We start from the raw sequence: 22,694 nt of genomic DNA on the forward strand, positions 1-22,694 counted from the left end.
CGTAAGTCCTGTAATTATTAACTATACTATATATTATTTTGGATTCAGGATGATCTCATGCCACCAGTAAATAATAAACAAATTAATAAAGCGGAACTGTTAACCGCATTGATTCTATTGTTTTTTTCTGAAGCACTACTGGCAAATGATACAGCTTTTGGTGGCGAGGGCTCTTTACCGATACCTATCTCACAACCGGATATAAAAATGGTTAATGAAGTCATTACCATAACCGGAAAGAATTTAGATAGCTCAGAGATGAATGGCTCCTGGCATTACAGATGCGATTTTAATTTTAAAAATACTCTGAATGAAACTCTGAACGTTACTATGGGTTTTCCGTTTCCAGTATATAATGAAGAATCAAGCAATATTGCTCTTCCTGAAGGACAGAAGACGGGGCAGGGAAAACCTTTGGTTTATGATTTTCAGGTACTGGTTGATGGTAATTCAGTATCTGCTCATAAAGAGAAAATCGCTCCAAACCGGGATAAAGGTTTGTACTATGATGAAGCGTATTTATGGACCACAACTTTTCCTCCTTTGGCATCGATACATATCCAGCATGATTATGATACAGGTGCAACGTTTGATGTAATGGGCTATCACTGGGTTGCCTATGTTCTTAAGACCGGAGCACTTTGGCATAATGAAACCATAGGGCATACCCAACTGGAGGTCATTCCGAATACCCCAACTCGATTATGCTCTGAAATTGACGGTAGTGCGGATTATTTGAAAACGACACCTGCTGGTATGACCATTCAGGGCAGTGGGGCAAGTAGAAAGTATATTTGGGATTTGCCTCAATTTCATCCTGCAGAGGATCTTTCTCTGTGTTTATTTACTCCTAAAAGTTTTGTGCGCTATAAAATGATTTATCCTGTTTTAAATGCTGAGAATCCTGTAAATGAGTTATCCAAATTGACTTCATCGCAACTACGAATTTTGCGTAACACTGTTTTTGCTCAATATGGAAGACAATTCAAATCTCCTGATTTGCAAAATTATTTTAATAATCAATGGTGGTATGAACCAAATCCCGCTTATTCAGACAATATGTTAACCGCTGAAGATAAAAAGTTAATTTCGTTCATTAGTCAGGTACATTAATTGGATGGACAATAGGTCGCATTTCCAGTGTATTGGGATAATGTACCGGTTTTAGTGCAGTGGGCTAAATCTGCCCACTGGATAAGGTGTATTATGCTGGTGAGTTGACGGATAGAAGATTTCGTTCGATTTCTTTATGATCAGGAGCAGAACCAAAATTAAACAGTCCAATACCACCCGTGAGCATGGCCGTGATCCCAATCCCTCCAACAACCAGGCCTGCAATTCCCCCCGAGGCAGCGTGTAACAGGGTAAAGGCCAGAGCAACCGCAGCTACCCCTATGGCAAAAATAAAGCCTGATATAATGTGACAATCGAAGCTATTTATCGATGTAGAAATTAATTGCTTGGTGTTGGTTTTATCTGTTGCGTTGCTTGCTGCACTGTTCTCGGAATCAATGAATCTATCAGCATGTTCCTGAGGTACCACGATTAGATCAGTTTGTGTCCCATCATCATTGTATACTATTCCATGAGGAAGCATTTCATGAACACCTTTTTTGCTTTCATCACACAGATCATAGAAAAAAGTGCCGTCAGCCTGATCCTTTAATTGATAAACCATGTCTTTAGTTGTTGCTGCACAATATCCAATGGCGTTGAAATAACGTAACCAGGCGTTTAAAAGCGCATCTTGCCATGAGTCTTTTATCCAAGGTTGAAATTCACCTTGAGTTTTGCTGTTTTGTAGTTCAAGTTTCGATTGAATTGCATTTCGGTTGTACTCATCTGTTTCAATAGTTAATGTGCCATGTGCATCATTTTCAGCAAATACTACCTGAAAGCGTATATAGTATTTATCTTCATGGCCTGGATAAGAGAGTGAATATTTAGAAATGCACGTTGCTGATATGGGCTTCATAAGCTGCTCGTTGTTATAAGCTATTTTAAAAAATTCGAAAATCGATTATAGAACATTATTTGGACATGCCAAAGAAAAATGTACTATTCTATTCTCGTTTTTCCTATGTCCCGATGATGTATTTTTTGCAATTTTAAAATACTATCATGTACTGCCATTTTATTTTGAAGGAATAATTATGAAAGCAATAGGATATTTACAGTCATTACCCATTGATAATGATCAGGCTTTAATGGATCTGGATCTGCCCACTCCTAAAGTTTCAGGGCGTGATATTCTGGTTGCTGTAAAAGCCATTGCTGTTAATCCAGTGGATACTAAAATAAGACGAAATGTTCAACCGCAAGGAGCTGAGCCTAAGGTTTTGGGTTGGGATGCCGCAGGTGTGGTTTTGGAAGTGGGTCCTGACGTAACCCTATTTAAGCCAGGTGATGAAGTGTGGTATGCCGGCGATTTAACTAGACCCGGAACTAACAGTGAATTTCATCTGGTCGATGAGCGAATTGTTGCAAAAAAACCTAAGTCGCTAGGTTTTGAGGAAGCAGCCGCTCTTCCATTAACCAGTTTGACTGCATGGGAGCTGTTATTTGATCGTTTGGAATTATCACCCACTGAACCTGGCAGTTTATTAATTACCGGTGCTGCTGGAGGAGTTGGTTCTGTGCTGGTTCAATTGGCAAGAAAGTTAACTCATTTAAGCGTTATAGGGACTGCTTCCCGTCCTGAGTCTGTCCAATGGATTCTTGATAAGGGCGCTCATCATGTTATCGATCACAGTAAAGATATGAAGGCTCAACTACAGGCAATAAATTATCCTGAAGTGGATTATGTCATTAGTCTGACCCACAGTGATGAGCATGCGAAAGCCTTGGTTGATGTTTTAAAGCCTCAAGGCAAATTTGCTTTAATTGATGATCCGCAGCATTTGGATTTTAAGATTTTTAAGCTTAAAAGTATTTCCATTCATTGGGAAATGATGTACACCCGATCTATGTTTAAAACTCCTGACATGATCAAACAGCATGAAATTCTTACTAAAATGGCTCAATTGGTTGATGAGGGGCAGATAAAAACTACCGTGGCTGAATGTATGGGGACTATTAATGCGGCTAATTTGAGAAAAGCTCATGCATTACTTGAAAGTGGTTTGGCCAGAGGAAAAATTGTGTTAAGTGGATTTTAGTCGATTTTTATCCAGTTATCTGAAGGGTACTTGAGTCAAAAAAATCTGTAGTTTTTAAGGCCACATACAGTGTATGAGGCCTTAAAGACTCAGAATTTTTTTTGTCGAGCGTATCAGTATTCACAGCGAGTGCATTTAACTGATTTAAATATGTGCAGATAAACCGAGCCGCGACCGTTAGGAAGCGGAACAGTCAAGTTACTGCATAGAATGTCCGGTATTCATTTTCAAATACAGCCAGTGATAAGCCTTAACTCATACCAAAAAGTAGTCATAGATTAGTACGTTACCCGTATGTTACGTCTATCTACCCAATGTTCCGCTTCCTGACGGTCGCGGCTCGGTTGCTATTTAGTTTTTGGTAATTCGCGAAGTTCGTCAGGATGGTCTAAATTTTTCAATTCCATATTAGCCATTTTCTCGCTCCTTTGAGTACATCTTGTATTAATAATAGCACACAAGATTTGTTGTTGGGCATTGTTAAACGCTGAGGATCTCTTATGGATAAGCCTCGGGACTTAATGAACAAGCGATTATCCTATAACTAACATAACAATAGATGAATACACTGTCATAATGAATGTATTTTGTTTCGATTTTCACCTGATTTAATGTGTTAGCTCTTTAAGGATAATCCCGTGTTGTTGTGCTCACAGGCATTGATTAAGTCCGTCAGATTATTAATCCGTTTAACGTTCATCGCCTCTCTAAGAGGGGCTTTAAATTCCTCAATAAATTCAGAAATCAGAGATCCCAAACTGCCTTGATTTAAAGCCCCTATATCTTTAGTAGTCAAAGTATTGTTTCCACCTTTTAATAAATCCAGTAAGTGAGTAACCGCGGTACGCTTCTCTGTTCCGGTGTATTGGGGAAACAGGGATAGATGATACATCTCCGGTTGTTTTGCTCGTTGCTTATGGTAGTGTTCCAATTGATATATAAGTTTGTCTACAGGATTTTGTTTATTCAGGGCATAAATTAATTGATTCACTGTCCTAATCGGTTTATCTGATTTGAAATGCGATTGAATAGCCAGTTCATGTTCTGCAAGATAATTTTTGATTGTCTTGTGTAATCGCCCATCATTCAAAACTGCTTTGTCAAAATTATTGATCAGGGATGCTGGATTTTTTAAAGCGTTAATAAAATGTTGCGTTGCATCCAATTTATCTTTTTTCGTGTATTGGAATAATGGGATCAAATAACGAGTGTAATGTTCCTTTTCTCTTATTTTTGCATATTCTTCGACTATTTTGATTAATCCTGATAATGGGTTTGGCTTTTGTGAAGCAGGTTGGTCTTTACTCGGAAGGGGGGTATTGCCAGGTGGTTGTTCATCTGGTGTTTTATCCTGCTGTTTGTTCAATTCGTTTTGACGATGTTGTTCTTCCAGAGCCTTTTGACGTTGTTGATCTTCCAAAGCTTTTTGATGTTGTTGTTCTTCCAAAGCCTTTTGAGGTTGTTGCTCTTCCAAAGACTTTTGGCGTTGCATCTGTGCTTCCAGTTTTTGTTGGCGTTGTTGTTGAGCCTCAATTTTTTTCTGGTGCAGTTGTTGTGCTTCAATCTTTAGTTGTCTTTTTTGTTGCGCTTCCAGATCTTTCTGCTGTTGTTGAAGAGCACTCTGCTCTTTTTGTTTTTGTTGCTCTTCGAGATTTTTATCAAAGGTACTCAGGGCATCAAAGGCTCTTTCCAGTTCATCTTGTTCATCGAAATAGGCAGGTACTAAATTATTAGTATCCATAATGTCTTTGAACTCCCGTATTTGATTCCGATTGACTTCATTTGATAGGAGTTCAATGGGTGAAATTCCTTTATTTCGATCAAAAAATTGTTCAATTTGAGGAATCAGATCTTCCATGGCAGTATTGGCTTTTTTGATGTCGTAATAGAGATCAAAGCGATAAAATTGGCGTTTCAGATCGATGTGTTGCTCTTCCATCAGTTTTTGTAGAGACATGATGCTTTCTTGTATCGCTTTTTTTTGCTCTTTAAGAACAACATTTAAGGCCAGGTCGTTTTTAGAACTTAGGAGTGCATTGAGTTCATGGCGTGGATCGTTGTGAAGAGATTGTCGAGCTTCGGTTTCGAGAACTTGAAATAGCTTACTGTCATGGCTTTTAAGTGTTGTTAATAAATCCTGGCTTAACCCATCAACAGTACGTCCTTTGAGAAAATGAACAATGAAAGGCCACATCTCTAATTCTACGGCTTTAGCGAGTACCTGTTCTATTTTATAATGATCGAGAAGGACACTGATAATTAATGGTTTATTTAAATGAGCACTAAATAGAGAAACAATATCCTCATTCACTTCAAGTTCGTTTTGCGATCCGCTTTCCGAATTATTGTGTACCTGATCAAGTAATGAACCAAGAATAGTTTGATCATTTTCTTCCAAGGCTCTGAAAATCAGTTGATTTTTCATAGGCTGGGATAATCCTGGATCATCAGTCAGTTCATTGATGGAGTGAAACAGGCTGGAAAAAGGACGGTATTTGTTTTGAATTACAAATTCATAGAGGCGATTGAGCGCTCGTTTATAAATTAAATCGTATGCAGTATGGGCTGTGTTTGTTGATTCTTTTGTATCCATACCAAACAATTTATCAAGCAGCTCGTGCAGTTCTTCTTTATCATCAAAATCGAGATTGGATTTTAGTAATTCATTCACTATATCTGGAGCCTGAGCCATACAGGCTTGTTTGAATAATTCTTTTGTGTGTGTGGTGAATTGTTCCAGTTTCTGTAACTGTCTAAATAGGACCAGATCATTATTGGTAATGGCAAAATTGATAAACGCCGCAAAATATTCGTTGATATTATCCTGTTCCGTACTCTGATTCATTTTTTTATAAAAATATAAAACAGCTTCAGGGGTTCCATCGTGAAACAAGGTATGCAGGAGTTCATTAGAATGTGTTCTAAAAAATTGTGCAAATTTGGGTTTTTGAAAAGCAGCTTCCAACAATCGGTCATTCGATTGTTTTATGGCAAGTGAAAATAATTGACGGGGTGACATCTCAGCGTCATATTTGATTAAGAGTAGATACCCCTCCTCATTTTTTTCTCGAATTGCCTCATAGAGTGGAGAGCCTTCGATTTTATATGCGGAATTGATATAGGGGGAAAGTAATTGAATCACCGGTTCATGATGTGCCCTGACAGCTTCTTTCAATAAACGGATATAAATCGTATGATCCATCGGTTTATTTTTCTGTAACAATAATGCCAGTAAATCAAACTCCTCTGATTCTGCCAGTTTTAAATAAATCTGCTTATTGGTTGATAGATTGGGATAATGGCTCAGGAGAAATTCAACGGATTTATAGTTTTTATTTTGATGTGCTGTGACAAACAGATCATATATTTCATTTAATGACAAATGAACCTGGGAATTTAACTCTTCGGCAAAAGAAAAATAGTGATTTTCAATGGCATACATTAATATATTACATAAGGGCTGAATGAGTTGGCGTGCTTCTGTACGGAATTTTTTATCAGCATACTCATCATCTTTTGTGGTTCGCTCAAATAATTTTTGTTCATACTTACTCAGTTCATCACGGATGAATTGATGCAATGGGGGTGACGAAAAATTTTCGCTAAACGCAGGAAGTGCCATAGCCAGTTTGATTGCATAAGGATAGAACTCAGCATTATTGCTATCTATAATTTCTTTTATGGTTTTTAAAGCCAAATCTGGAGCTTCTTTTGTAATATGCTCATACAGTTTTTTATTGTTATGTGTCACCGCAATCCATAATAAATCAGCCAATTGCAGATGATTTGCCGTCAAAGGTTGTTTATTTTGGGAATTATTTTTGTAGTTATTCCATGCTCTGATAATAAATTCATAGGTGCCCAGCTGAATCAATTCTGTAATTAATTGCTTGTTTGAGCGAGTAAAAAATTGAGCATAATCTATAGAGCTGGACAGTAAAGCCTCCAGTCGTTGATGATCATTTACCTTTAGAGCATTTTTGAGTTGTTCCACATGAAAATCAGTGGATACCTTAAATTTCTTCCGAGTAAAAAATTCGACCATTTCTTTATTACCGCATTCACAGGCAAATTTAAGTGCTTCAGTACCTGTATTGGCAGGAACTGAAGCGGGCCAATTTCGTTTAATCAAGTCATTTTCTTTGTAACTGATTAATACCTGCAGAGCAGTTAATTCCTGATTTTGTCTCAACAGATCAATAGGCTCTTCAAGAGAGTGATCGTGTAATTTTGCGATGAATTCCTTCCATACAGATGTTGGATTACTGGCAATACTCAGTTCAAAAAATTCATGGCGGTTGCGTTTTAACGATTCTGAAAATAGAGGGGGAGCTACAGTAAAACCTGATTGAATCAATTGCTGGAAATTTAAGAGAGAGGCTTTACTAATCAGCTTTTTATTGATTAAGGTACTATTTTCGGTTTTCGGAAGGCTTTCGCGAACCCCAAGCCAAAAACTTAATGCGCCGCGTTTATCATGGTTTGTCGCAGTACTGATTCCTGTGAGGATAACGGATTCAGATAGCACCGGGATTTCTTGAGTAAACGCTTTTAATAGTTCCGCATTCCCATTCTTTGTGAGCTGGATGATGATTTTTGTTAAGATAGATTCAGAAATTGAATCCAATGGAATATCATAACTTTTATACAGTTTTAATACTTCCATGATACACACAGGATTACTTGATTGCGCGGCTCTAAGCAAGCTTAAGTTATGTTGTACCAGGGTTTTGAACGCTAATTTTTCAACAGGTGTCACTACATGCTTTTTTTGGTAGTCTTCGGACATTTGCTGAAACAGTTCGATATTACCTGCCCAGATTGCATAGTAGAGTAATGTTTGTTTATTGTTTTTATTGGAATTGGAGTAGAGCTGAAAAACCAGTTCATTATTGCTTTCCATCTGCATTAAATAAGGGCATTCTTTTATTTCGATTTCACCTTGTTGCAGATGATATTCAACCGTTTGTCTGTCATTGATGTTCGTAGCAAAAAACAAGCTGTTATAATTCCAGTCCTTGTCTTTTATACCTATATCTCTTTGATAATCCGGTTTGCTTTTAAGGGACTCACGCAACAGTTTATTTTTATCGGGGTACGTGGCGGGGGTTGTGTCGTTAGGATTCGCGTAGACGATTATTCCTAATCCCACATTACTGTTGTCCGGATAACCAAACTGTTGCGATAACTCATTTATTGCCTCATCTGCCGTTATAAATCGCCGGGTATTGGTTGCCTGAGCATTGGGGTTTTCATCATTATCCTCATCGTAATTGGGATCATAGATTTCATATTGATTATCTACAAAGGATAGTGCTATGGCATGATTATGGGAACGAATATAACAGGCTCTGCCTTCGTTACGCATTTGTTCGAGAAGATTGGACCACTTGGCAAAGCTTGCAACCAGGCCGATACTAAATTCCTTTTTAATGGGTTTACCATCTATAAAAACGGTATGTTCCATATCCCCTTGATAATACTGGCCTTTAGTGTAATTAAATCGATTAAATTCAATTTCAATTTCTCTAATAAACTTATCGATGTCGCTATTTTGACCAATTTGATATTCTTCGGGTAGATTGGCCAATTGTTTTGATAATTCGAAAAACTCTCTTTTTTTTCCTTCCAAAGAGTATCGTACGTATAAGCTTGCTACACCACCACAAACTCCCCCTTTATTAAGTTTTACGGGGGTATCGTTTTTGCTTAGAACTTTATTGACTGAGTCAATAATTTTAACTTGTAATGGCATATCAACCTCTAGGTAATATCATTCGATGGTGTAAGTGATAATGAATTAAATTATAACACATTGTGCTTATTATGGTATCTCAATGGGTTGATTTGCGGTGTGTTTTAAGAGTAAATTAAGTAATTACTTGATTTAATGTCTGGATATTCACTAACGTTATTCATCAGAAAATAATTAATAAGGATGGCTTGTATGTTGGGTCTGTTTAATCAGGACAGTCAATGGAAGAAGGGCTTACAGTTATTTAATTTGTTTTTGTTGAGCACCGCAACGTATAAGTTGCTCACAGATCCTGATGCACAAGTCTCTGCAGAAGGATTGGAAATAACGGTTCATGCACTCAATTTTTTAAGCCTGAGAGAACACTCCAGTGTGCTGAGTGAGCTGCTCACTGTGGGCGTGAATCTTTTTAGTCTGGGCGCCTCTTATAGCCGCATGACCTCAGAAACAACGCACACATCCCCATTAATCGATGCATTGGGAGTTGTTTCCACTGTACTGAATACGGGAGCTTTAATATCCGGATCGACAACTGCCTATCCTGAAAATCCCTCACCCTGATCAAGGGCTCCTTGAATTAACTGATTTCTTTATATTTAAAATGAACACATTATCAAGACCTTCAATGGTACAACATAGCTCACACTATTCTAAAAATTTCCTATCAGTATCATTTTTAATGAGCAATGTGGTGTAAATTTGGAAACCCTTGATTTATTATATGCTTAGTGGATAAAATTTTGTCATTTTAACACTACGGGGTAATTTAATATGTTTGGTTTTTTTAATAAGAGCTCATCCTGGACACAAGGGATGCAATTGTATAATGCAACAATTATTTCTTTGGCTGCCTATTCCCTGGTGACTAATCCAGAAGGGAAGGTTGCTGAACTGAGTTTGGCTCTCGTTACTCATGCGTACAGTATGTATGGCTTGAATGTGACCAATGGATTTGAAACCAAACTAATGGGTATGGGGGCAAATTTGTTCAGGATGGGTGCTATTTATGCCGGCATAACCTCAGGTTGCTCTAATGCTTCATGGTCACTACAAGCGATGTGTGCCTGCGCGAATTTATTAAATATGGGAACCCTTTTTCTTGATGATAATACTGAAGACAATAGAGCCAAGTCTGCAAACAAGCTCAATTAATAATAGGGCGTGTTAACAATTCCAATTTCGACGTCCCTCGACGTTGGGAATTATTTGATGAGTTGTCAATATACCCTAACTGATTTATTCATTTATTTAATAAATCCTCTGGTTGTTTCAGAGGATTTCTTCCGGTACTCTCCTGTGAGATCTAGGTTACGATAAACCGCGGATGCACAAGAAATAGCACTACATAAACGGACTTTAACAAGGCTAAGGAAGCAAACATTAGGACTCACGCTATAGCTGAAAAGAACGGTTTTAATGGATTACGCTGGTTTACCATGTTATTGGTTGCGTTAATTTCGTTTCTTAAAATTGAAGATCATAAACTGTTGCATTAAATACAAATCGAGCTTAATCTGGGCACTATGCTATAATATTACCACCATACATCGGAGTAGAAGTTCATCATGCCAGCTGAAAACACAAAGATAGAAACTCGATTATTGGATTGTGCAAACAAAGGCCTGGTCAAAACAGTCAAAAGCTTTATGGACAGTTATTCAAAAGTTAAAGAAATCAGACCTGAAATGATAGATAAGGCTATTAAACAGGCTATATCTGCTGCACAGGGACACATGGCAAAGGGAGATGAAGAGACGGCAGAAAAATGTTGGGATGTGGTGAAGGTGCTTTGCAGCTCCAAGTGGAATAAACATCAACCCAGTCAGAACATGATGGATACAGCATTGAAAGCCGCGACAGAGTCTTATCAGTATCATTTGGTGGATTCACTTTGTCATTTACGCGCTCCAGCCAAATCTCCCAGTACCACAGCACTGGATAAAGCTTTGGAACTCGCCACTGAGATGGGTTTACAATCAAAAAAATTCAAGGTTCTGAAGACCTTATGCACAATCGAAGATCCTACTCCTAAACCAGGCCAGGAAGCGGTGGATGAAGCATTTACCAATTTGGCTCAAGCCAGGAATTGGAAGACAGTTGAGTGGATGTGTTCCAAGATGCATCAAGACAACAAACCCAGTCAAATGGCTGTGTCTTATGCATTACGTGTTGCGGCTGAGAATAAGGATTGGGGTGTTTTTCAATCTTTGTTTCATTATCAACAACCGGATTGGAGATCGGCGGGTTTATTATTGCATCTGGCCGCGAAAACAGGAGCTATGGAAGGAGTTCAATTGTTAAGCCAATTAACAAGCGAAAATCAACCCAATGCAAGCAGATATAAAGAGTCAATTAAAGCAGCAAAAGACGCAGGACATCAGGATGTTGTCAGGTACCTCTCTTGTGATTTGATTTGCAAAAATAAAACTGCAGCAGATCCTTTAGACAGGACAGTAGCTTTGCTTGATGATTATTTAACGCATACAAATCCCGTGAAAGGTTTTTTTAGCAATTCAGTAAAAGAAATCAGTATGATTTTTCAGGATTTAAAAAGAGGTTCCAAGAATTTAATCAGTGATGAAGAACGAAGCGGGGCCGTTGTCAGTGCAGTGAACCGTTTAAAATCCATTTCGAGCATTTCTAATGATTCAGCCTGGATTAGTCGTATACAGTATATTGAAGATCATAATCAGGATTTAAATGATCTGCATCTGGTTGAACTACCTAATCTGTGATCTATCTTGATGTTGAATCTGCGCCTGATCTGATTGGATGAAGACCCAATTAGATCGTCGAAACATCATCATGATCAAATTAAGATTTTACAATTTAAAATTTGTGCACTTAGATTGTTTGTGATCTATATTAATTAGTACAGGAATAATAATAATTTAAGATCACTACAATCAAGGAAATGCTATGATTAATATTCTGCTATTGCTACTAGCAGTAACATCATCTGATTTCGTTTCACTCCCTTTATCTGCAGTAGAAAAACAATTCACGATGAATGATAACGTTCAGAGCGTGATCCCTTCCTATAATTATCAATTGAATGAAATAAAAGAAATGTTGCAAAAAGAAGGGGGCACCTTAAGTGCTCCGGTCATCAATAAAGTTCTAAAATCCATCAAATGTGCGACAGCTTATAATGTACAGCGTAATAATATACTGACCATTATCGATTATTCTTTGCCTTCGAACGAGAAAAGATTATGGGTCTTTGATTTATATGAAAAGAAATTACTGTTTCATACTTACGTGTCTCATGGCATCAGATCAGGCACGTTATTAACCAACTATTTTTCAAATAAGTATGACAGTAAAGCCAGTAGTATTGGGGTTTATAGAACTGATCAAGCCTATTATGGTCGAGAAGGTCTGTCTTTACGATTGGCTGGGCTCGATAAAAATTTTAATGACAATGCCTATAATCGATCCGTAGTGATGCATGGCGGCTGGTATGTAGAAGAGAATTTTATCAAACGATACGGTAGGCCTGGACGTAGTTGGGGTTGTCCTGCTCTTCCCATGGATCTTTATAAACCGATTATTAATACTATAAAAGATAATTCCCTGATGGTCATTTATTATCCCAGTGACGAATGGTTTGGAAAATCCAAATTTTTAACCTGTGATGCTGTAGATCATTCAGCGAATTCAAATGTACAGATGAGCAAAATCGATTCACCACCTAAAGATGTGGATCTTCGTGAACCGGTGTTGTTTGTTGACATCAATAAAAACGACAGGCGTGAAGAAGAGGAACCCATTATCGTGATGTCTGCTAATGCTTATGAACGTGTGTTTCACACTCAGGTACCTTTAGGAAGAATGTTGCGTCGTCAAATTAATAATGAAGAGTATGTTGCCTTAAGCAGTAATGAATTTAATAAACTGGTAGTTCAAAATGACAGGGAAGGGCTGGATTCTATTAATTTCGTGATACCGGTCATTATTATGGTTCGCGGGTATTATGAAACGCAAATGAAACTAATTAATATGGGAAAAATCAATGGAGTGCATTCAAACGCGAATACCTCAAATTATTCTGATGATGCGATAACGAGTTATACTATGAACACTGATGTCAAACCAGTGCTCAATTTAAAAGCTACAAATCGCTTCATTCGTTGGGTGGGACTTTAATTTCGCTTTACAAGGTTGGCAGATCGAAAAGGATTTGCCAACTTTGTGTTCCTTGTGGTTCAAACAAAAAACTTTTTAATCCAACAGCAAAAACCACTGGTGATGCTGCATAGGATAATTCCCCAAAACCAATCAATTAATGAAATATAAAGAGGCCAATTTTTTAGTACCGATAGATTGGTCATATCATATATTCCATAGACTATCATACCTAATAACGCGCCGTAGAGTACACTCTGGGATATTTGGTTCTCTGCCAGAGGAAGGACAACATACCATATCATGACCGCAAACAGGATGTAGACTATGAAAGCAGCGGGTAGATTCGGTTTTAATTGATTCCCTTCAATATTTAAGAAGTGACCAAGCTGACTAAAATACAATGATTTTCCAATCCATCCAATCCATAGAAAATCCAGAAGACAGAATAAAATCATTGTAGGAATAATGCATTTAAGAGCGGTCATGAGTTAATCCTTAATCATTGAGTGAGTAGCTGGGAATAAAAACTTTTGACATAAAATAGGAAACAGTACCATCCATATTAATCCAAGAATAATAGAGCTGGTAGTACCTAAATGAAAAATGGCTACATGAAATCCTACTCCGCCAAGATATGCGGCGGGAAATCCAATTAAAGCAAGCAGCCAGAGAAAACGATGTAGCAGATTCAGCATTTCTACCAAACTGATGCATAACACACTAAAATTTATCCATAGACCCAACATCCATGGGGGAGCAAGGTATGGATAAAAGGGATTGGGTTGAAAATGAATGAGGGATGTTGCTGTAAAAATACTGTCAATTAAGAACCCCAAACACGACAGACTTAACATAAATAACTTCCAGTTGTTGACTTTGGACAAATCACACCAAAAAAATAATTGAAGAGAACTGATGGCTAGGGATAAAAGGAGAGGGAGCCAGGCAAAATTGTTTGCGGCCAGGATCAGAGAGCCAAACCAGACGATGTAATAAGTGTAAATGACTAATATTTTATTCATGTATTGGCCTAAACAGGGGTGGATACTGCTCCAAAGGGATTGATTTGAAATATCCTGTTTTCATACAGGCCAGGGTGAGAAGCATCTGGTCTTTGATTAGAGGTGTTTTGCAAAAAGTACCGTGTAACCTGTCTCTTAAAAAACCCATAACACGATTTGAGGATTGGAACCAAGGGGTAACGAAGCGGCTTGCGGTCTGATAATAATTAAGTTGAGATGTTCTTTTTTCGGTATAAAGGGGCAGAGCTTTTTGAACAGGATATTGGCGCAAACATTCAAACAGGATTTGGGCATCAATTAAACCCAGATTGGCACCCTGACCTAATTGGGGACTCATGCCATGAGCTGCGTCTCCAATGATAACCACTCTGTTGTCATGCCATGGATGGATGTTCACATCCGAATAAGAAGCAAACGCAAATTGATCATGCGAATGAAGTTGATCAAATAATGGTCTTAGTTTGGGCCAAACATTCAGGACCTGATTTTTCCATGTGGGGAACGGAGTATGCTTCCATTGTGCCAGTTTCGATTGATGTAAACTCCAGAAAAAACTGATCAGTAGGTTCTTGTCCTGATGCCCCATAGGCAAAATACCGGCCATAATTTCGGTATGCTTGTAAACCTGTTCCAGAACGGTATTGAATTGATGTTGTGTATCCTGGCATATTGCCCATAAAGCACCCCATTCGTAGGGTGTGACTTTTATTTTGCAGTTCATGCTATGCCTCAGTTGAGATCGTGAGCCGTCTGCAATAATGACGCAATCATAAGGGCCATAATGCGTTCCCTGATTATCTTTAAGATGAACAGATTCCGCTAGGTTTTCAATCCCTGTAATTTCGCAGGGATTAATGATTTTGATGTTTAATTCTGTCATCTTTTTATAGAGTTCCTCATAGAGGACGGCTCTATGTATGCCTAAACCTCTATGGTGTGGCACCAAATCCGCATACTGCAAATCCAGAACAACTTTATTCTTATGATTGATTCCATGCAGCCCCGAAATGGGAGCTCCTCTGGAAATTAGAGATTGAACAATCCCTAAATGGTTCAGCACATCCAGACCCGCTGGTTGTAACAAGAATCCTGCACCAACAGGTTTTAAATTTTCGACCTTATCAAATACAGTAACTTCAGCATTTAATTGCTTTAAAAAAATGGCAGCAGCAGGGCCAGCAATCCCGCATCCAATTACAGCAATTTGTAACATAACCTGATCCTTTTAATGTGCCGAATTATTAAGAATGGGTCACATGAATCGCATAAGGGCCTGTATAGTTATCATTCCCTTTACCGAATAAATTATCCAGATCGAAGACATTGGGCATTGAATCATGTCCGTGGACGTAGTTCACAAAAAAATGTTTGCCCGTTGGTTCGTGATCACGATGTAAAATGGTGTAATCCCTGTTCCATAAAACCTGCTTTATAGGGCTTTGTGTGTTCGACTTTTTGTGTTCCTCATTCAGTTCATTGTAATGAACTGTAAACGTACGATTCATTATCCACTGGTGAATCTGATGGTTGATGCTATCGAAACTTTTGGTTAATTCAGCCAGATTCGAATCATTATAAGGAGTCTTGAGATCCTTTGCCAACTCAGCAAGTATGCCGAGATCGATTGGCGCATGACTATAAACAGTCAGTTCATTTTTTTGTTTGTTATAAGTATAACCTGGAAACACGAGATGCTTCAGGTAGTGATTCTGAATGATATCCAGTACGTCTTGTCGTTCTATAATACCGCGATCGATGATTCGCCCCAAATGGAGCATTGACTGTACAGTAGACTCATTTTCTCCCTCACCATAAGGATTGAAGCTGAATGATTGCTCTGGCCGTTCATAAGCACTGAGGAAAAAATTACCGTGATTGGATAAAACAACGTCAAAAGGAACACCGGCCATATCTAATTTTTTGTAGAGTTGTAAGGTGTAATAATCATTCATTCCCCGATCACATAAATCATCACCAAGAAATCTGATTTGATGATGAGAGTTAATTTCAGCAGCATTCAATAGTACCTGAAAATAAGCCAGGTCTTTTGCTGTAAGATCATCCGGACTTTTTTCATAGATAGAAACAAAGAGTTTATAATCTTCCTTGGTAATTTTTACGACATCATTTCGAATAAGAAAATTAAGTAATTTAAGCGCGTTGCCATGTAAATCACCAATCGTTACTTCAACCCCGGGTTCGTGTACTGTGATGTGTTCAGGATATTTTTTCAGGTTTACATGATTTATTTGTAATTCATTATATGGTTTTTGTGCCATTGCATCGGGTTGTGCCAGGATCACATTCAGTACTATAAAGGCGAGGTAGACTATCGGTTTCATTAACGTAACTTCCTGTAAAATATTGATGTCTTCAGGATGTACAAAATACTTAGGGTGTGTTGATAATTCATCAACTGATTCCCATGTGATCAATACTAATTTGAAATTCCTCTGGATACAAGTTTGGTTAGAAACCAGTGCATTTTGCACTCATTTAAAGATGAAGGATGGCTTAGTCCTTGTAGCCCGTATTAGCGAAGCGTAATACGGGGAACCAATGGAATTTCTTGCCACTTCGCTCCCGTATTACGCTTCGCTAATACGGGCTACATAGATATTAACTTGATGGCAGTGAGGTTAAGGCAACGGGGTCATGCTTGCTTAATCGGCCTCGGGATAGAATTAAATATCCCATTAGAGCAATAAAGCTGACCCACAAGGGGGCAAGCCAGGTCATGTGATGGATATGAGCCTGTTCTGCTGCTGGTAAACTGATTGCTCCAAGGCTTGCGGATATTGCCCAGACAGTGGATACACCACGACAACGGTATTGAGCGGGAAGTTGGAGGTATAAAAAATAGTAGAGGGCAGAGCACAGCAGGCCATTGGCCATTACATAAAAAACAAGGCCAAGTAATACCCCGGTTACCGATCCAGATGCAGTAAACATAAATAACACCGGTGCTCCGAAAAAAGCGGCGATCATACTGTTTCGTAATAAAAATAACACTTTGGTTGGAGGGGTATAGCGGGCGATAGGTAATGCCAGCAGGGCAGACATTAATTGAGCGATTGATCCCGCCCAGGCACAGACAACGGGAGATCCTATGCCCTGATCGGTGGCATAGGAAACCCAGAATGCATTACAGATATAAACCGTGACGCTTACAAAGGCTCCCATGATACTGATATTAATTATTCCAGGCCATTCTTCCCGGATTATTTGTCTTATCGGTGATTTGTTGGCAATAAATTCGGGAGATTCCGTTAATTTTTTCCGTAAGCTACATACCCATAGTGAGAGCAGCCCAACTAAAACAAAGATGACGCGCCATAAGCCATCAATTGGTGCTGATTGAACCAAAGCTGCGGTTGCTCCACCCAGAAACATGCCTGCAGCACCACTGGCCGCGACAAAGCTGCCTGCAATCAAAGGTTTATGGGATTGATGTTCCACCAGAAACATGGCTGAATTGTTGATCTCTCCACCCAAAGCAAGACCTTGGGCGATTCGTAACAGAAGCAATCCCCAGGTTGCACTGATACCTATAACTTCATAGCCAGGAAGAAGGGCTATGCCTATAGTCGCCATACCCATTAAAGCTGCAGAAAATATAAGAGGCGTTCTTCGACCATAACCGTCGGCAGAACGCCCGAACAACCAGCCACCTAATGGCCTGGCGAGAAAGGCTGTAGCAAATAAGGCAAAGGAAAGCATCAAGCTGTAATTTGATGGCGGGAAAAAATTTTTGGCGAATACTGATTTAGCCAGATAGAGGTACAAACTGAAATCCAGCCATTCGAGGAAGACCAGGGCAATGACAACCAGTAATGCTTTTCGATTCATTCTACAATCCAACAACAAAGTAACTTCTCTATAAATCCAGGAATTTAGTCATCCTGAACACAGTGAAGGATCTCAAAAAGTTAGCACCGTGCCTCATTGAGGAGATCCCTCGTTACACTCGGGATGACGGTTTGATGTGGTCGTCATCCTGAACACAGTGAAGGATCTCCAAATGCAGGCACCGAACCACGTTCAGGAGATCCCTCATTACACTCGGGATGACGGTTCCCGAGGCTTTTTAGAAGTACACATCAGGATCTTAGTTTAACGTATAGTTTTGTGGCAATTTCTTTTCACCGATAACGGCATCGTTTACAACAACCAAAGATACCGAATAAGTACCATTGGGTATGTCTTTACGCAGAATGGTGCCAGAAAAGCCTGCCAGATTCAGATGCTTGCCATCATGTTTAAATGCAAGGCTAACACTTTGTCTTTGTCGTTTAGTCATACTGAAAAAGTACGTGTGTTTGCCATCCGTCAATTTCAGATACAGTTCACTAAGCCCCGCATCCTGATTAGGTAAATACGCCCAGCCATAGGTAGTGATGCTGTCAGCATTGATGCTGAACTGTTCCAGATCTCCATGGGCTGCCAATGCATGTTCAGGTACGTTGAGTTGAACCGGCTCGGAATATAATTGAAAATTCGGCATTGGAAAGATTAAATCGCGTTGAACTTTTTCATAGACAATAATGTCCGGATGATACAGTTCAATAAGAGTTGATAAACTCCATGCTTTGTTTCCTGGATGAATTCTCACTGTATTATAAAAATCATTATGAAAATAAAAACCCAGCGCTTCGGAGAAACTGTCACCAATTAACAGGCAGGTTTGTTTATGGTTTAGCGCTTTGTTGATCGTTTGATAGGGCGTGTTCAGGATATTAGGGCTACCTGCCAGCGGATCTATTTTGATTTCTGATCCATTGAATTCTTTTCCAACCAAGTCGATTTTTAGTGCTGAAGTATCAGGAAGTGGACTATTTGATTTAATATGGGTAAGTTGGAGAAAATTGGTCAGATCAGAATAGGTTGTCTGTTGAGGGATAAACTTAAAGTTAATGTGGTTAATTTTAATTCCCTTACGCTGCATCTGTTCCGAAATGGCTTGATAGGCAACGTAGGCACCCAGATAATTCCAATGGCTGTCGCCTTTCAGATATAAATCGCCGTATTGTTTGCCCAGGGAATTTTTTGCGGTTAATTCCTTCTGCTTTAAACTGACAAAATCGATTCCATTTGCCGCCATCCCATCTTCAAGAAGTTCCAGTCGATTTTTATTTGTTCCTTTTTGAATATTATCCGGTAAATATTCAGGGTAAATCTCATGTTTATCTGGCGCAAGAGCCACCAGAAAGGGAACAGAGTACTGGCTGGCTATTTTGCTCATGTGTTTTAAAATGGACAGTTGGATGTATATTTCTTCTTCAGTAGGTTGATTTTTTCCCGTGTATTGATCAATGGTCGCAGAAAAATCATTGCCCAAAAACAGCCAATCGTCTTTACCCAGTAATGCCTGACCGGGTTTTATACTGGTTCCTAATTTATAAACAATATTGCTTGTGATCTTGCTTAGGGTGGTAATGAGTAATGCACGGTCGATAAACCAGTTTTCAATGCCTTTAAAATCCGTTCGTCCCAACTTTATAATATTAAATGGGGGGAACGGGTAGGGATCACGATTAAACAACGTCCTTATTTCACTAGCCTGTTTTTCAAAAAAAAGTCCAATACCGGGTATGGTTATAATTAGAATAAAGACAAAAATTAAAAATCGGTCGGAATATTTGCTAAAAACGTTCATGATCAAAACCTGAAATATAGAAATGGGTTATATGAATTAGTGCTTAAAAACAGGATTGAAACCAGTAATACCGATAAACCCAGGAAACTGCTTAACTGTTTGTAGGCAACAATCATCGTTTTATCGCGATTTAGAATCAGGTAATCCTTTATGGAGCGATTAGCGCCCAAAGATAGGATGATGCCCGTAATAATCGCGCATACGGTCAGAATGTTGACGCAGGTTGATAGCGAGGTTAAATTCAAGTCACCGGGAATAAGCATGGTTTTGATAAAACTTAATGCCGAATCCAGATGTTCTTCTCTAAAAAAGACCCATCCAATCGTCACAACAAACAGGACGTAGGCATGCCGAATGACATTGGGAAGTCCGGCCATAAACCTGCCAAAACCTGTTCGCTCCAGAATCAGGAACACACCATGGTATAATCCCCAAAGTACAAAGGTATAATTGGCTCCGTGCCATAAGCCGCATAAAGTGAATATGATGATTAAGTTAAGCTTGGTTCGCATATCGGATTTGTAACTTCCCCCTAATGGGATGTAGATATAATCTCTAAACCAGCTGGACAAAGAAATGTGCCACTTTCGCCAGAATTCCTGTATTGATAATGAACCGTAAGGGAAATTAAAATTTTCTTTATATTTAAAGCCGAACATTAAACCAAGCCCGATGGCCATATCAGAGTAACCCGAGAAATCAAAATAGATTTGCAGCGCATAAGCGATGGCACCAACCCAGGCTACAGCAAAAGTTAAATCGCCAGGAGGAAGATAAAAAACATAGTCAGCAAGTTTAGCTACTTCATTGGCAATTAATACTTTTTTTGCCAGGCCAAAACAAAATCGTAGAATTCCGTTTCGCACACCAGTCCGGGTAATATAACGATAATAGAATGAATGTCGGATATCGATATAGCGAACGATTGGACCTGCTACTAATTGGGGGAAGAAGGAGACATAACAAACGAAGGTGACAAAATTACGTTCGGCTTTCACTTTGTTCCAATATACATCTATGACATAACTTAAAGCATGGAATGTATAAAAACTGATTCCTAGCGGTAATGCAATTCGTTTGAAACCCGATATGTTCAAGTTAAACGCGTCACTCATTGTGTTGAGGAAAAAGTTAAAATATTTGAAATAGATTAAGAGGGCCAGTGAGGCTGTAATGGAGGTGATGAGGTACACCTTACGTTGTCTTACGCTTTTGCTTTCTTCTATAAAGATACCGCAGAGATAATTGACCAGAATACAACCTAACATAATGAAAATATGATCTTTTTCACCCCAATAATAAAAGGACAGGCTGAATATCATTAATATAAAATTTTGCCATTTTATTCGTTTTAAACAAATTAAATAGGTTAAATTAAGACTTGGGAGAAATAAAAAAAGAAATGCTAAAGAAGAAAAAACCATTCTATCTCCGTGAAGGTTAGTCGTTAGAGTAACCTAACTCATTTAATCGGTTAAAAAGCCAGGCGTTGACTGGATTTTGCATTATAGGGAAGTGTAATTCAGAGTGCAAATTTAAGGGATATCCCCACAGCGATTCAATTAAAATGAAATAAAAAAGCACAATAAATCCGAGCCGCGATTGCATGCGGTTGTGGAACATATCAATTTTAATAACAAGTAACTAATCGCTTTTTATTTTATCAAAAAAACAACGCTCACCCCTCTCCACCGCACGTAGGATGGGGAAGAGGGATCAAAAGCAACAACGCTCACCCCTCTCCACCGCACGTAGGATGGGGAAGAGGGATCAAAAGCAACAACGCTCACCCCTCTCCACAGCACGTAGGATGGGGAAGGGGATCAAAAGCAACAACGCTGACCCCTCTCCACCGCGCGTAGCGTGGGGGAGAGGGATCAAGGGTGAGGGGGTCTAAATTTGTCGCGTAAGCGACTCCTTAGGAAGCAGAATAGTTAGAAGGCTGTACGCAATGCCCAGTTTTTATTTTCAAATACGGCGATCAATCACATACAGAATCAGTTCTCTTGCCAGTTAGCCATGAAATAAATAAGATGCAGGAACATTGCGATCAAGGAACATGGATTTTATGAAAAAAAATATATTGTGTATTGGTGGAGCCAATATTGATTTAAAATTGAAATCCGAAGCTCATTTGTTCTTACATACCTCAAATCAAGTGACTTCAAGTACTTCCTTTGGTGGCGTCGCGCGTAATGTTGCCCACAATCTTGCAAAGGTCACTACTGATATTCATTTGCAGTGTGTGGTTGGAAATGATGAAGGCGGTCGTTCTTTACTTGAGCATATGCGGTCATTAGGAGTCAATACATCACATAGCTTGATTCTCGATGGCAAACGGACGTCACAATATCTTGCTGTTTTAAATGACCAGGGTGAACTCTTCATCGGTCTGGCCGACATGGCTGTTTATGATGAGATCAATGAAGAGTTCATCACGGCTTCCTGGGATTTATGGACGGAGCAGAGTCTGATATTTATCGATACCAATTTGCCGGCAAAACTGATTGATTTAATTTTAAAACGCGCGGCCTTATTCGATATTCCCGTGTGCATTGATCCTGTATCGGTTGAGAAAGCTAAAAAACTGCCGTATCGACTGGATTCCGTTTTTCTAATCAAACCGGATATGCAGGAGGCCAGCGCATTAACCGAGATGCCGGTTCGCACTATAAACGATTGTCTGATCGCGGGACGTAAATTAAAGGAGCGAGGTGTAAAAAATACCGTGATCAGTATGGGGAAATCTGGTTATGTACTTGTAAATGATGATCATGAAGTTCATGTGCCCGTTTCAGGTGATGTACAAACTGTAGATGTAAGTGGGGCAGGGGACGCGTTTATTGCTGGAATCTTACATGGATTACAGCAGAATAAAGAGGTTTTGGAAGCGTGTACAACAGGAGCTAAGGCAGCAGAATTGACCATTCAGTCAGTAGACACCGTAATTTAATCGCGTCCTTGCGATTCAT

At 39.0% G+C, this 22,694-nt stretch carries 16 protein-coding genes; 7 read left to right on the plus strand and 9 right to left on the minus strand.

Annotation, left to right across the window (positions count from 1 at the left end):
* Window positions 1–57 precede the first annotated feature (57 nt).
* On the plus strand, window positions 58–1,113 hold the full coding sequence (locus IZU94_RS15080) for a YARHG domain-containing protein (RefSeq protein ID WP_203112416.1): 1,056 nt from the start codon (window positions 58–60) through the stop codon (window positions 1,111–1,113).
* Between the two features lie 91 nt (window positions 1,114–1,204).
* Here the strand turns inward: IZU94_RS15080 and IZU94_RS15085 are convergent, their stop codons facing one another.
* The gene (locus tag IZU94_RS15085; protein ID WP_203112422.1) at window positions 1,205–1,975 is read right to left on the minus strand and encodes a hypothetical protein; all 771 of its coding nucleotides are present in this window, start codon (window positions 1,973–1,975) and stop codon (window positions 1,205–1,207) included.
* 178 nt (window positions 1,976–2,153) lie between these two features.
* On the opposite strand from IZU94_RS15085, the gene IZU94_RS15090 reads away from it, so the two are divergent.
* Window positions 2,154–3,158 (plus strand): zinc-binding alcohol dehydrogenase family protein, encoded by a 1,005-nt coding sequence (locus IZU94_RS15090; protein WP_203112425.1) that lies wholly within the window; start codon window positions 2,154–2,156, stop codon window positions 3,156–3,158.
* Window positions 3,159–3,774: 616 nt separating this feature from the next.
* Here IZU94_RS15090 and IZU94_RS15095 read toward each other — a convergent pair.
* Window positions 3,775–8,913 (minus strand): hypothetical protein, encoded by a 5,139-nt coding sequence (locus IZU94_RS15095; RefSeq protein WP_203112429.1) that lies wholly within the window; start codon window positions 8,911–8,913, stop codon window positions 3,775–3,777.
* A gap of 192 nt (window positions 8,914–9,105) precedes the next feature.
* Between IZU94_RS15095 and IZU94_RS15100 the strand changes: the two genes are divergently transcribed.
* The 4 genes from IZU94_RS15100 (at window position 9,106) to IZU94_RS15115 (ending at window position 13,062) form a co-directional block, all read left to right on the plus strand.
* Window positions 9,106–9,474, plus strand: coding sequence for a hypothetical protein (locus tag IZU94_RS15100; RefSeq protein WP_203112440.1), 369 nt, complete (start codon window positions 9,106–9,108; stop codon window positions 9,472–9,474).
* A gap of 252 nt (window positions 9,475–9,726) precedes the next feature.
* Complete coding sequence (locus IZU94_RS15105; protein ID WP_203112444.1) at window positions 9,727–10,065, plus strand: hypothetical protein; 339 nt, start codon at window positions 9,727–9,729, stop codon at window positions 10,063–10,065.
* A 413-nt stretch (window positions 10,066–10,478) separates the two neighbouring features.
* Entirely contained in the window at window positions 10,479–11,648 is a 1,170-nt protein-coding gene (locus IZU94_RS15110) for a hypothetical protein (RefSeq protein WP_203112447.1), read from the plus strand.
* A gap of 184 nt (window positions 11,649–11,832) precedes the next feature.
* On the plus strand, window positions 11,833–13,062 hold the full coding sequence (locus IZU94_RS15115; RefSeq protein WP_203112450.1) for a murein L,D-transpeptidase catalytic domain family protein: 1,230 nt from the start codon (window positions 11,833–11,835) through the stop codon (window positions 13,060–13,062).
* 59 nt (window positions 13,063–13,121) lie between these two features.
* Here the strand turns inward: IZU94_RS15115 and IZU94_RS15120 are convergent, their stop codons facing one another.
* The 7 genes from IZU94_RS15120 to IZU94_RS15150 all read right to left on the minus strand — a co-directional run bounded on the left by IZU94_RS15120 (window position 13,122) and on the right by IZU94_RS15150 (window position 21,146).
* A complete protein-coding gene (locus IZU94_RS15120; RefSeq protein ID WP_203112453.1) occupies window positions 13,122–13,529 on the minus strand; it encodes a DUF2177 family protein in 408 nt (135 codons plus the stop codon).
* Window positions 13,530–13,532: 3 nt separating this feature from the next.
* A complete protein-coding gene (locus IZU94_RS15125) occupies window positions 13,533–14,066 on the minus strand; it encodes a DUF2878 family protein (protein WP_203112456.1) in 534 nt (177 codons plus the stop codon).
* Entirely contained in the window at window positions 14,059–15,279 is a 1,221-nt protein-coding gene (locus IZU94_RS15130) for an FAD-dependent oxidoreductase (protein ID WP_203112460.1), read from the minus strand. Before IZU94_RS15130 ends, IZU94_RS15125 begins: the two co-directional genes overlap by 8 nt.
* A gap of 28 nt (window positions 15,280–15,307) precedes the next feature.
* Window positions 15,308–16,408: a Dot/Icm T4SS effector Wip gene (gene wip, locus IZU94_RS15135; RefSeq protein ID WP_203113398.1), complete on the minus strand. Its 1,101-nt coding sequence runs from the start codon at window positions 16,406–16,408 to the stop codon at window positions 15,308–15,310.
* Window positions 16,409–16,685: 277 nt separating this feature from the next.
* Window positions 16,686–17,915 carry an MFS transporter gene (locus IZU94_RS15140; RefSeq protein ID WP_203112463.1) on the minus strand — a complete coding sequence of 410 codons (1,230 nt, stop codon included), beginning with the start codon at window positions 17,913–17,915 and terminating at the stop codon, window positions 16,686–16,688.
* Between the two features lie 259 nt (window positions 17,916–18,174).
* Window positions 18,175–19,722, minus strand: a complete 1,548-nt coding sequence (locus IZU94_RS15145; protein WP_203112466.1) for an alginate O-acetyltransferase AlgX-related protein — start codon at window positions 19,720–19,722, stop codon at window positions 18,175–18,177.
* Window positions 19,723–19,724: 2 nt separating this feature from the next.
* Window positions 19,725–21,146, minus strand: a complete 1,422-nt coding sequence (locus IZU94_RS15150) for an MBOAT family O-acyltransferase (RefSeq protein ID WP_203112469.1) — start codon at window positions 21,144–21,146, stop codon at window positions 19,725–19,727.
* A 644-nt stretch (window positions 21,147–21,790) separates the two neighbouring features.
* On the opposite strand from IZU94_RS15150, the gene IZU94_RS15155 reads away from it, so the two are divergent.
* On the plus strand, window positions 21,791–22,675 hold the full coding sequence (locus tag IZU94_RS15155) for a carbohydrate kinase family protein (protein ID WP_203112472.1): 885 nt from the start codon (window positions 21,791–21,793) through the stop codon (window positions 22,673–22,675).
* The last annotated feature ends 19 nt before the right edge of the window (window positions 22,676–22,694 follow it).

Source organism: Legionella bononiensis (assembly GCF_016786215.1).
Lineage (GTDB): Bacteria > Pseudomonadota > Gammaproteobacteria > Legionellales > Legionellaceae > Legionella > Legionella bononiensis.

What these genes read in the sequence shown, in the direction of transcription:
- IZU94_RS15110 (WP_203112447.1), top strand. Translation starts at nt 10,479, where the DNA reads ATGCCAGCTGAAAACACAAAGATAGAAACTCGATTATTGGATTGTGCA.
- IZU94_RS15120 (WP_203112453.1), bottom strand. Translation starts at nt 13,529, where the DNA reads ATGACCGCTCTTAAATGCATTATTCCTACAATGATTTTATTCTGTCTT.
- IZU94_RS15090 (WP_203112425.1), top strand. Translation starts at nt 2,154, where the DNA reads ATGAAAGCAATAGGATATTTACAGTCATTACCCATTGATAATGATCAG.
- IZU94_RS15150 (WP_203112469.1), bottom strand. Translation starts at nt 21,146, where the DNA reads ATGGTTTTTTCTTCTTTAGCATTTCTTTTTTTATTTCTCCCAAGTCTT.
- IZU94_RS15105 (WP_203112444.1), top strand. Translation starts at nt 9,727, where the DNA reads ATGCAATTGTATAATGCAACAATTATTTCTTTGGCTGCCTATTCCCTG.
- IZU94_RS15140 (WP_203112463.1), bottom strand. Translation starts at nt 17,915, where the DNA reads ATGAATCGAAAAGCATTACTGGTTGTCATTGCCCTGGTCTTCCTCGAA.
- IZU94_RS15125 (WP_203112456.1), bottom strand. Translation starts at nt 14,066, where the DNA reads ATGAATAAAATATTAGTCATTTACACTTATTACATCGTCTGGTTTGGC.
- IZU94_RS15130 (WP_203112460.1), bottom strand. Translation starts at nt 15,279, where the DNA reads ATGTTACAAATTGCTGTAATTGGATGCGGGATTGCTGGCCCTGCTGCT.
- IZU94_RS15115 (WP_203112450.1), top strand. Translation starts at nt 11,833, where the DNA reads ATGATTAATATTCTGCTATTGCTACTAGCAGTAACATCATCTGATTTC.
- IZU94_RS15145 (WP_203112466.1), bottom strand. Translation starts at nt 19,722, where the DNA reads ATGAACGTTTTTAGCAAATATTCCGACCGATTTTTAATTTTTGTCTTT.
- wip (WP_203113398.1), bottom strand. Translation starts at nt 16,408, where the DNA reads ATGAAACCGATAGTCTACCTCGCCTTTATAGTACTGAATGTGATCCTG.
- IZU94_RS15080 (WP_203112416.1), top strand. Translation starts at nt 58, where the DNA reads ATGCCACCAGTAAATAATAAACAAATTAATAAAGCGGAACTGTTAACC.
- IZU94_RS15085 (WP_203112422.1), bottom strand. Translation starts at nt 1,975, where the DNA reads ATGAAGCCCATATCAGCAACGTGCATTTCTAAATATTCACTCTCTTAT.
- IZU94_RS15155 (WP_203112472.1), top strand. Translation starts at nt 21,791, where the DNA reads ATGAAAAAAAATATATTGTGTATTGGTGGAGCCAATATTGATTTAAAA.
- IZU94_RS15100 (WP_203112440.1), top strand. Translation starts at nt 9,106, where the DNA reads ATGTTGGGTCTGTTTAATCAGGACAGTCAATGGAAGAAGGGCTTACAG.
- IZU94_RS15095 (WP_203112429.1), bottom strand. Translation starts at nt 8,913, where the DNA reads ATGCCATTACAAGTTAAAATTATTGACTCAGTCAATAAAGTTCTAAGC.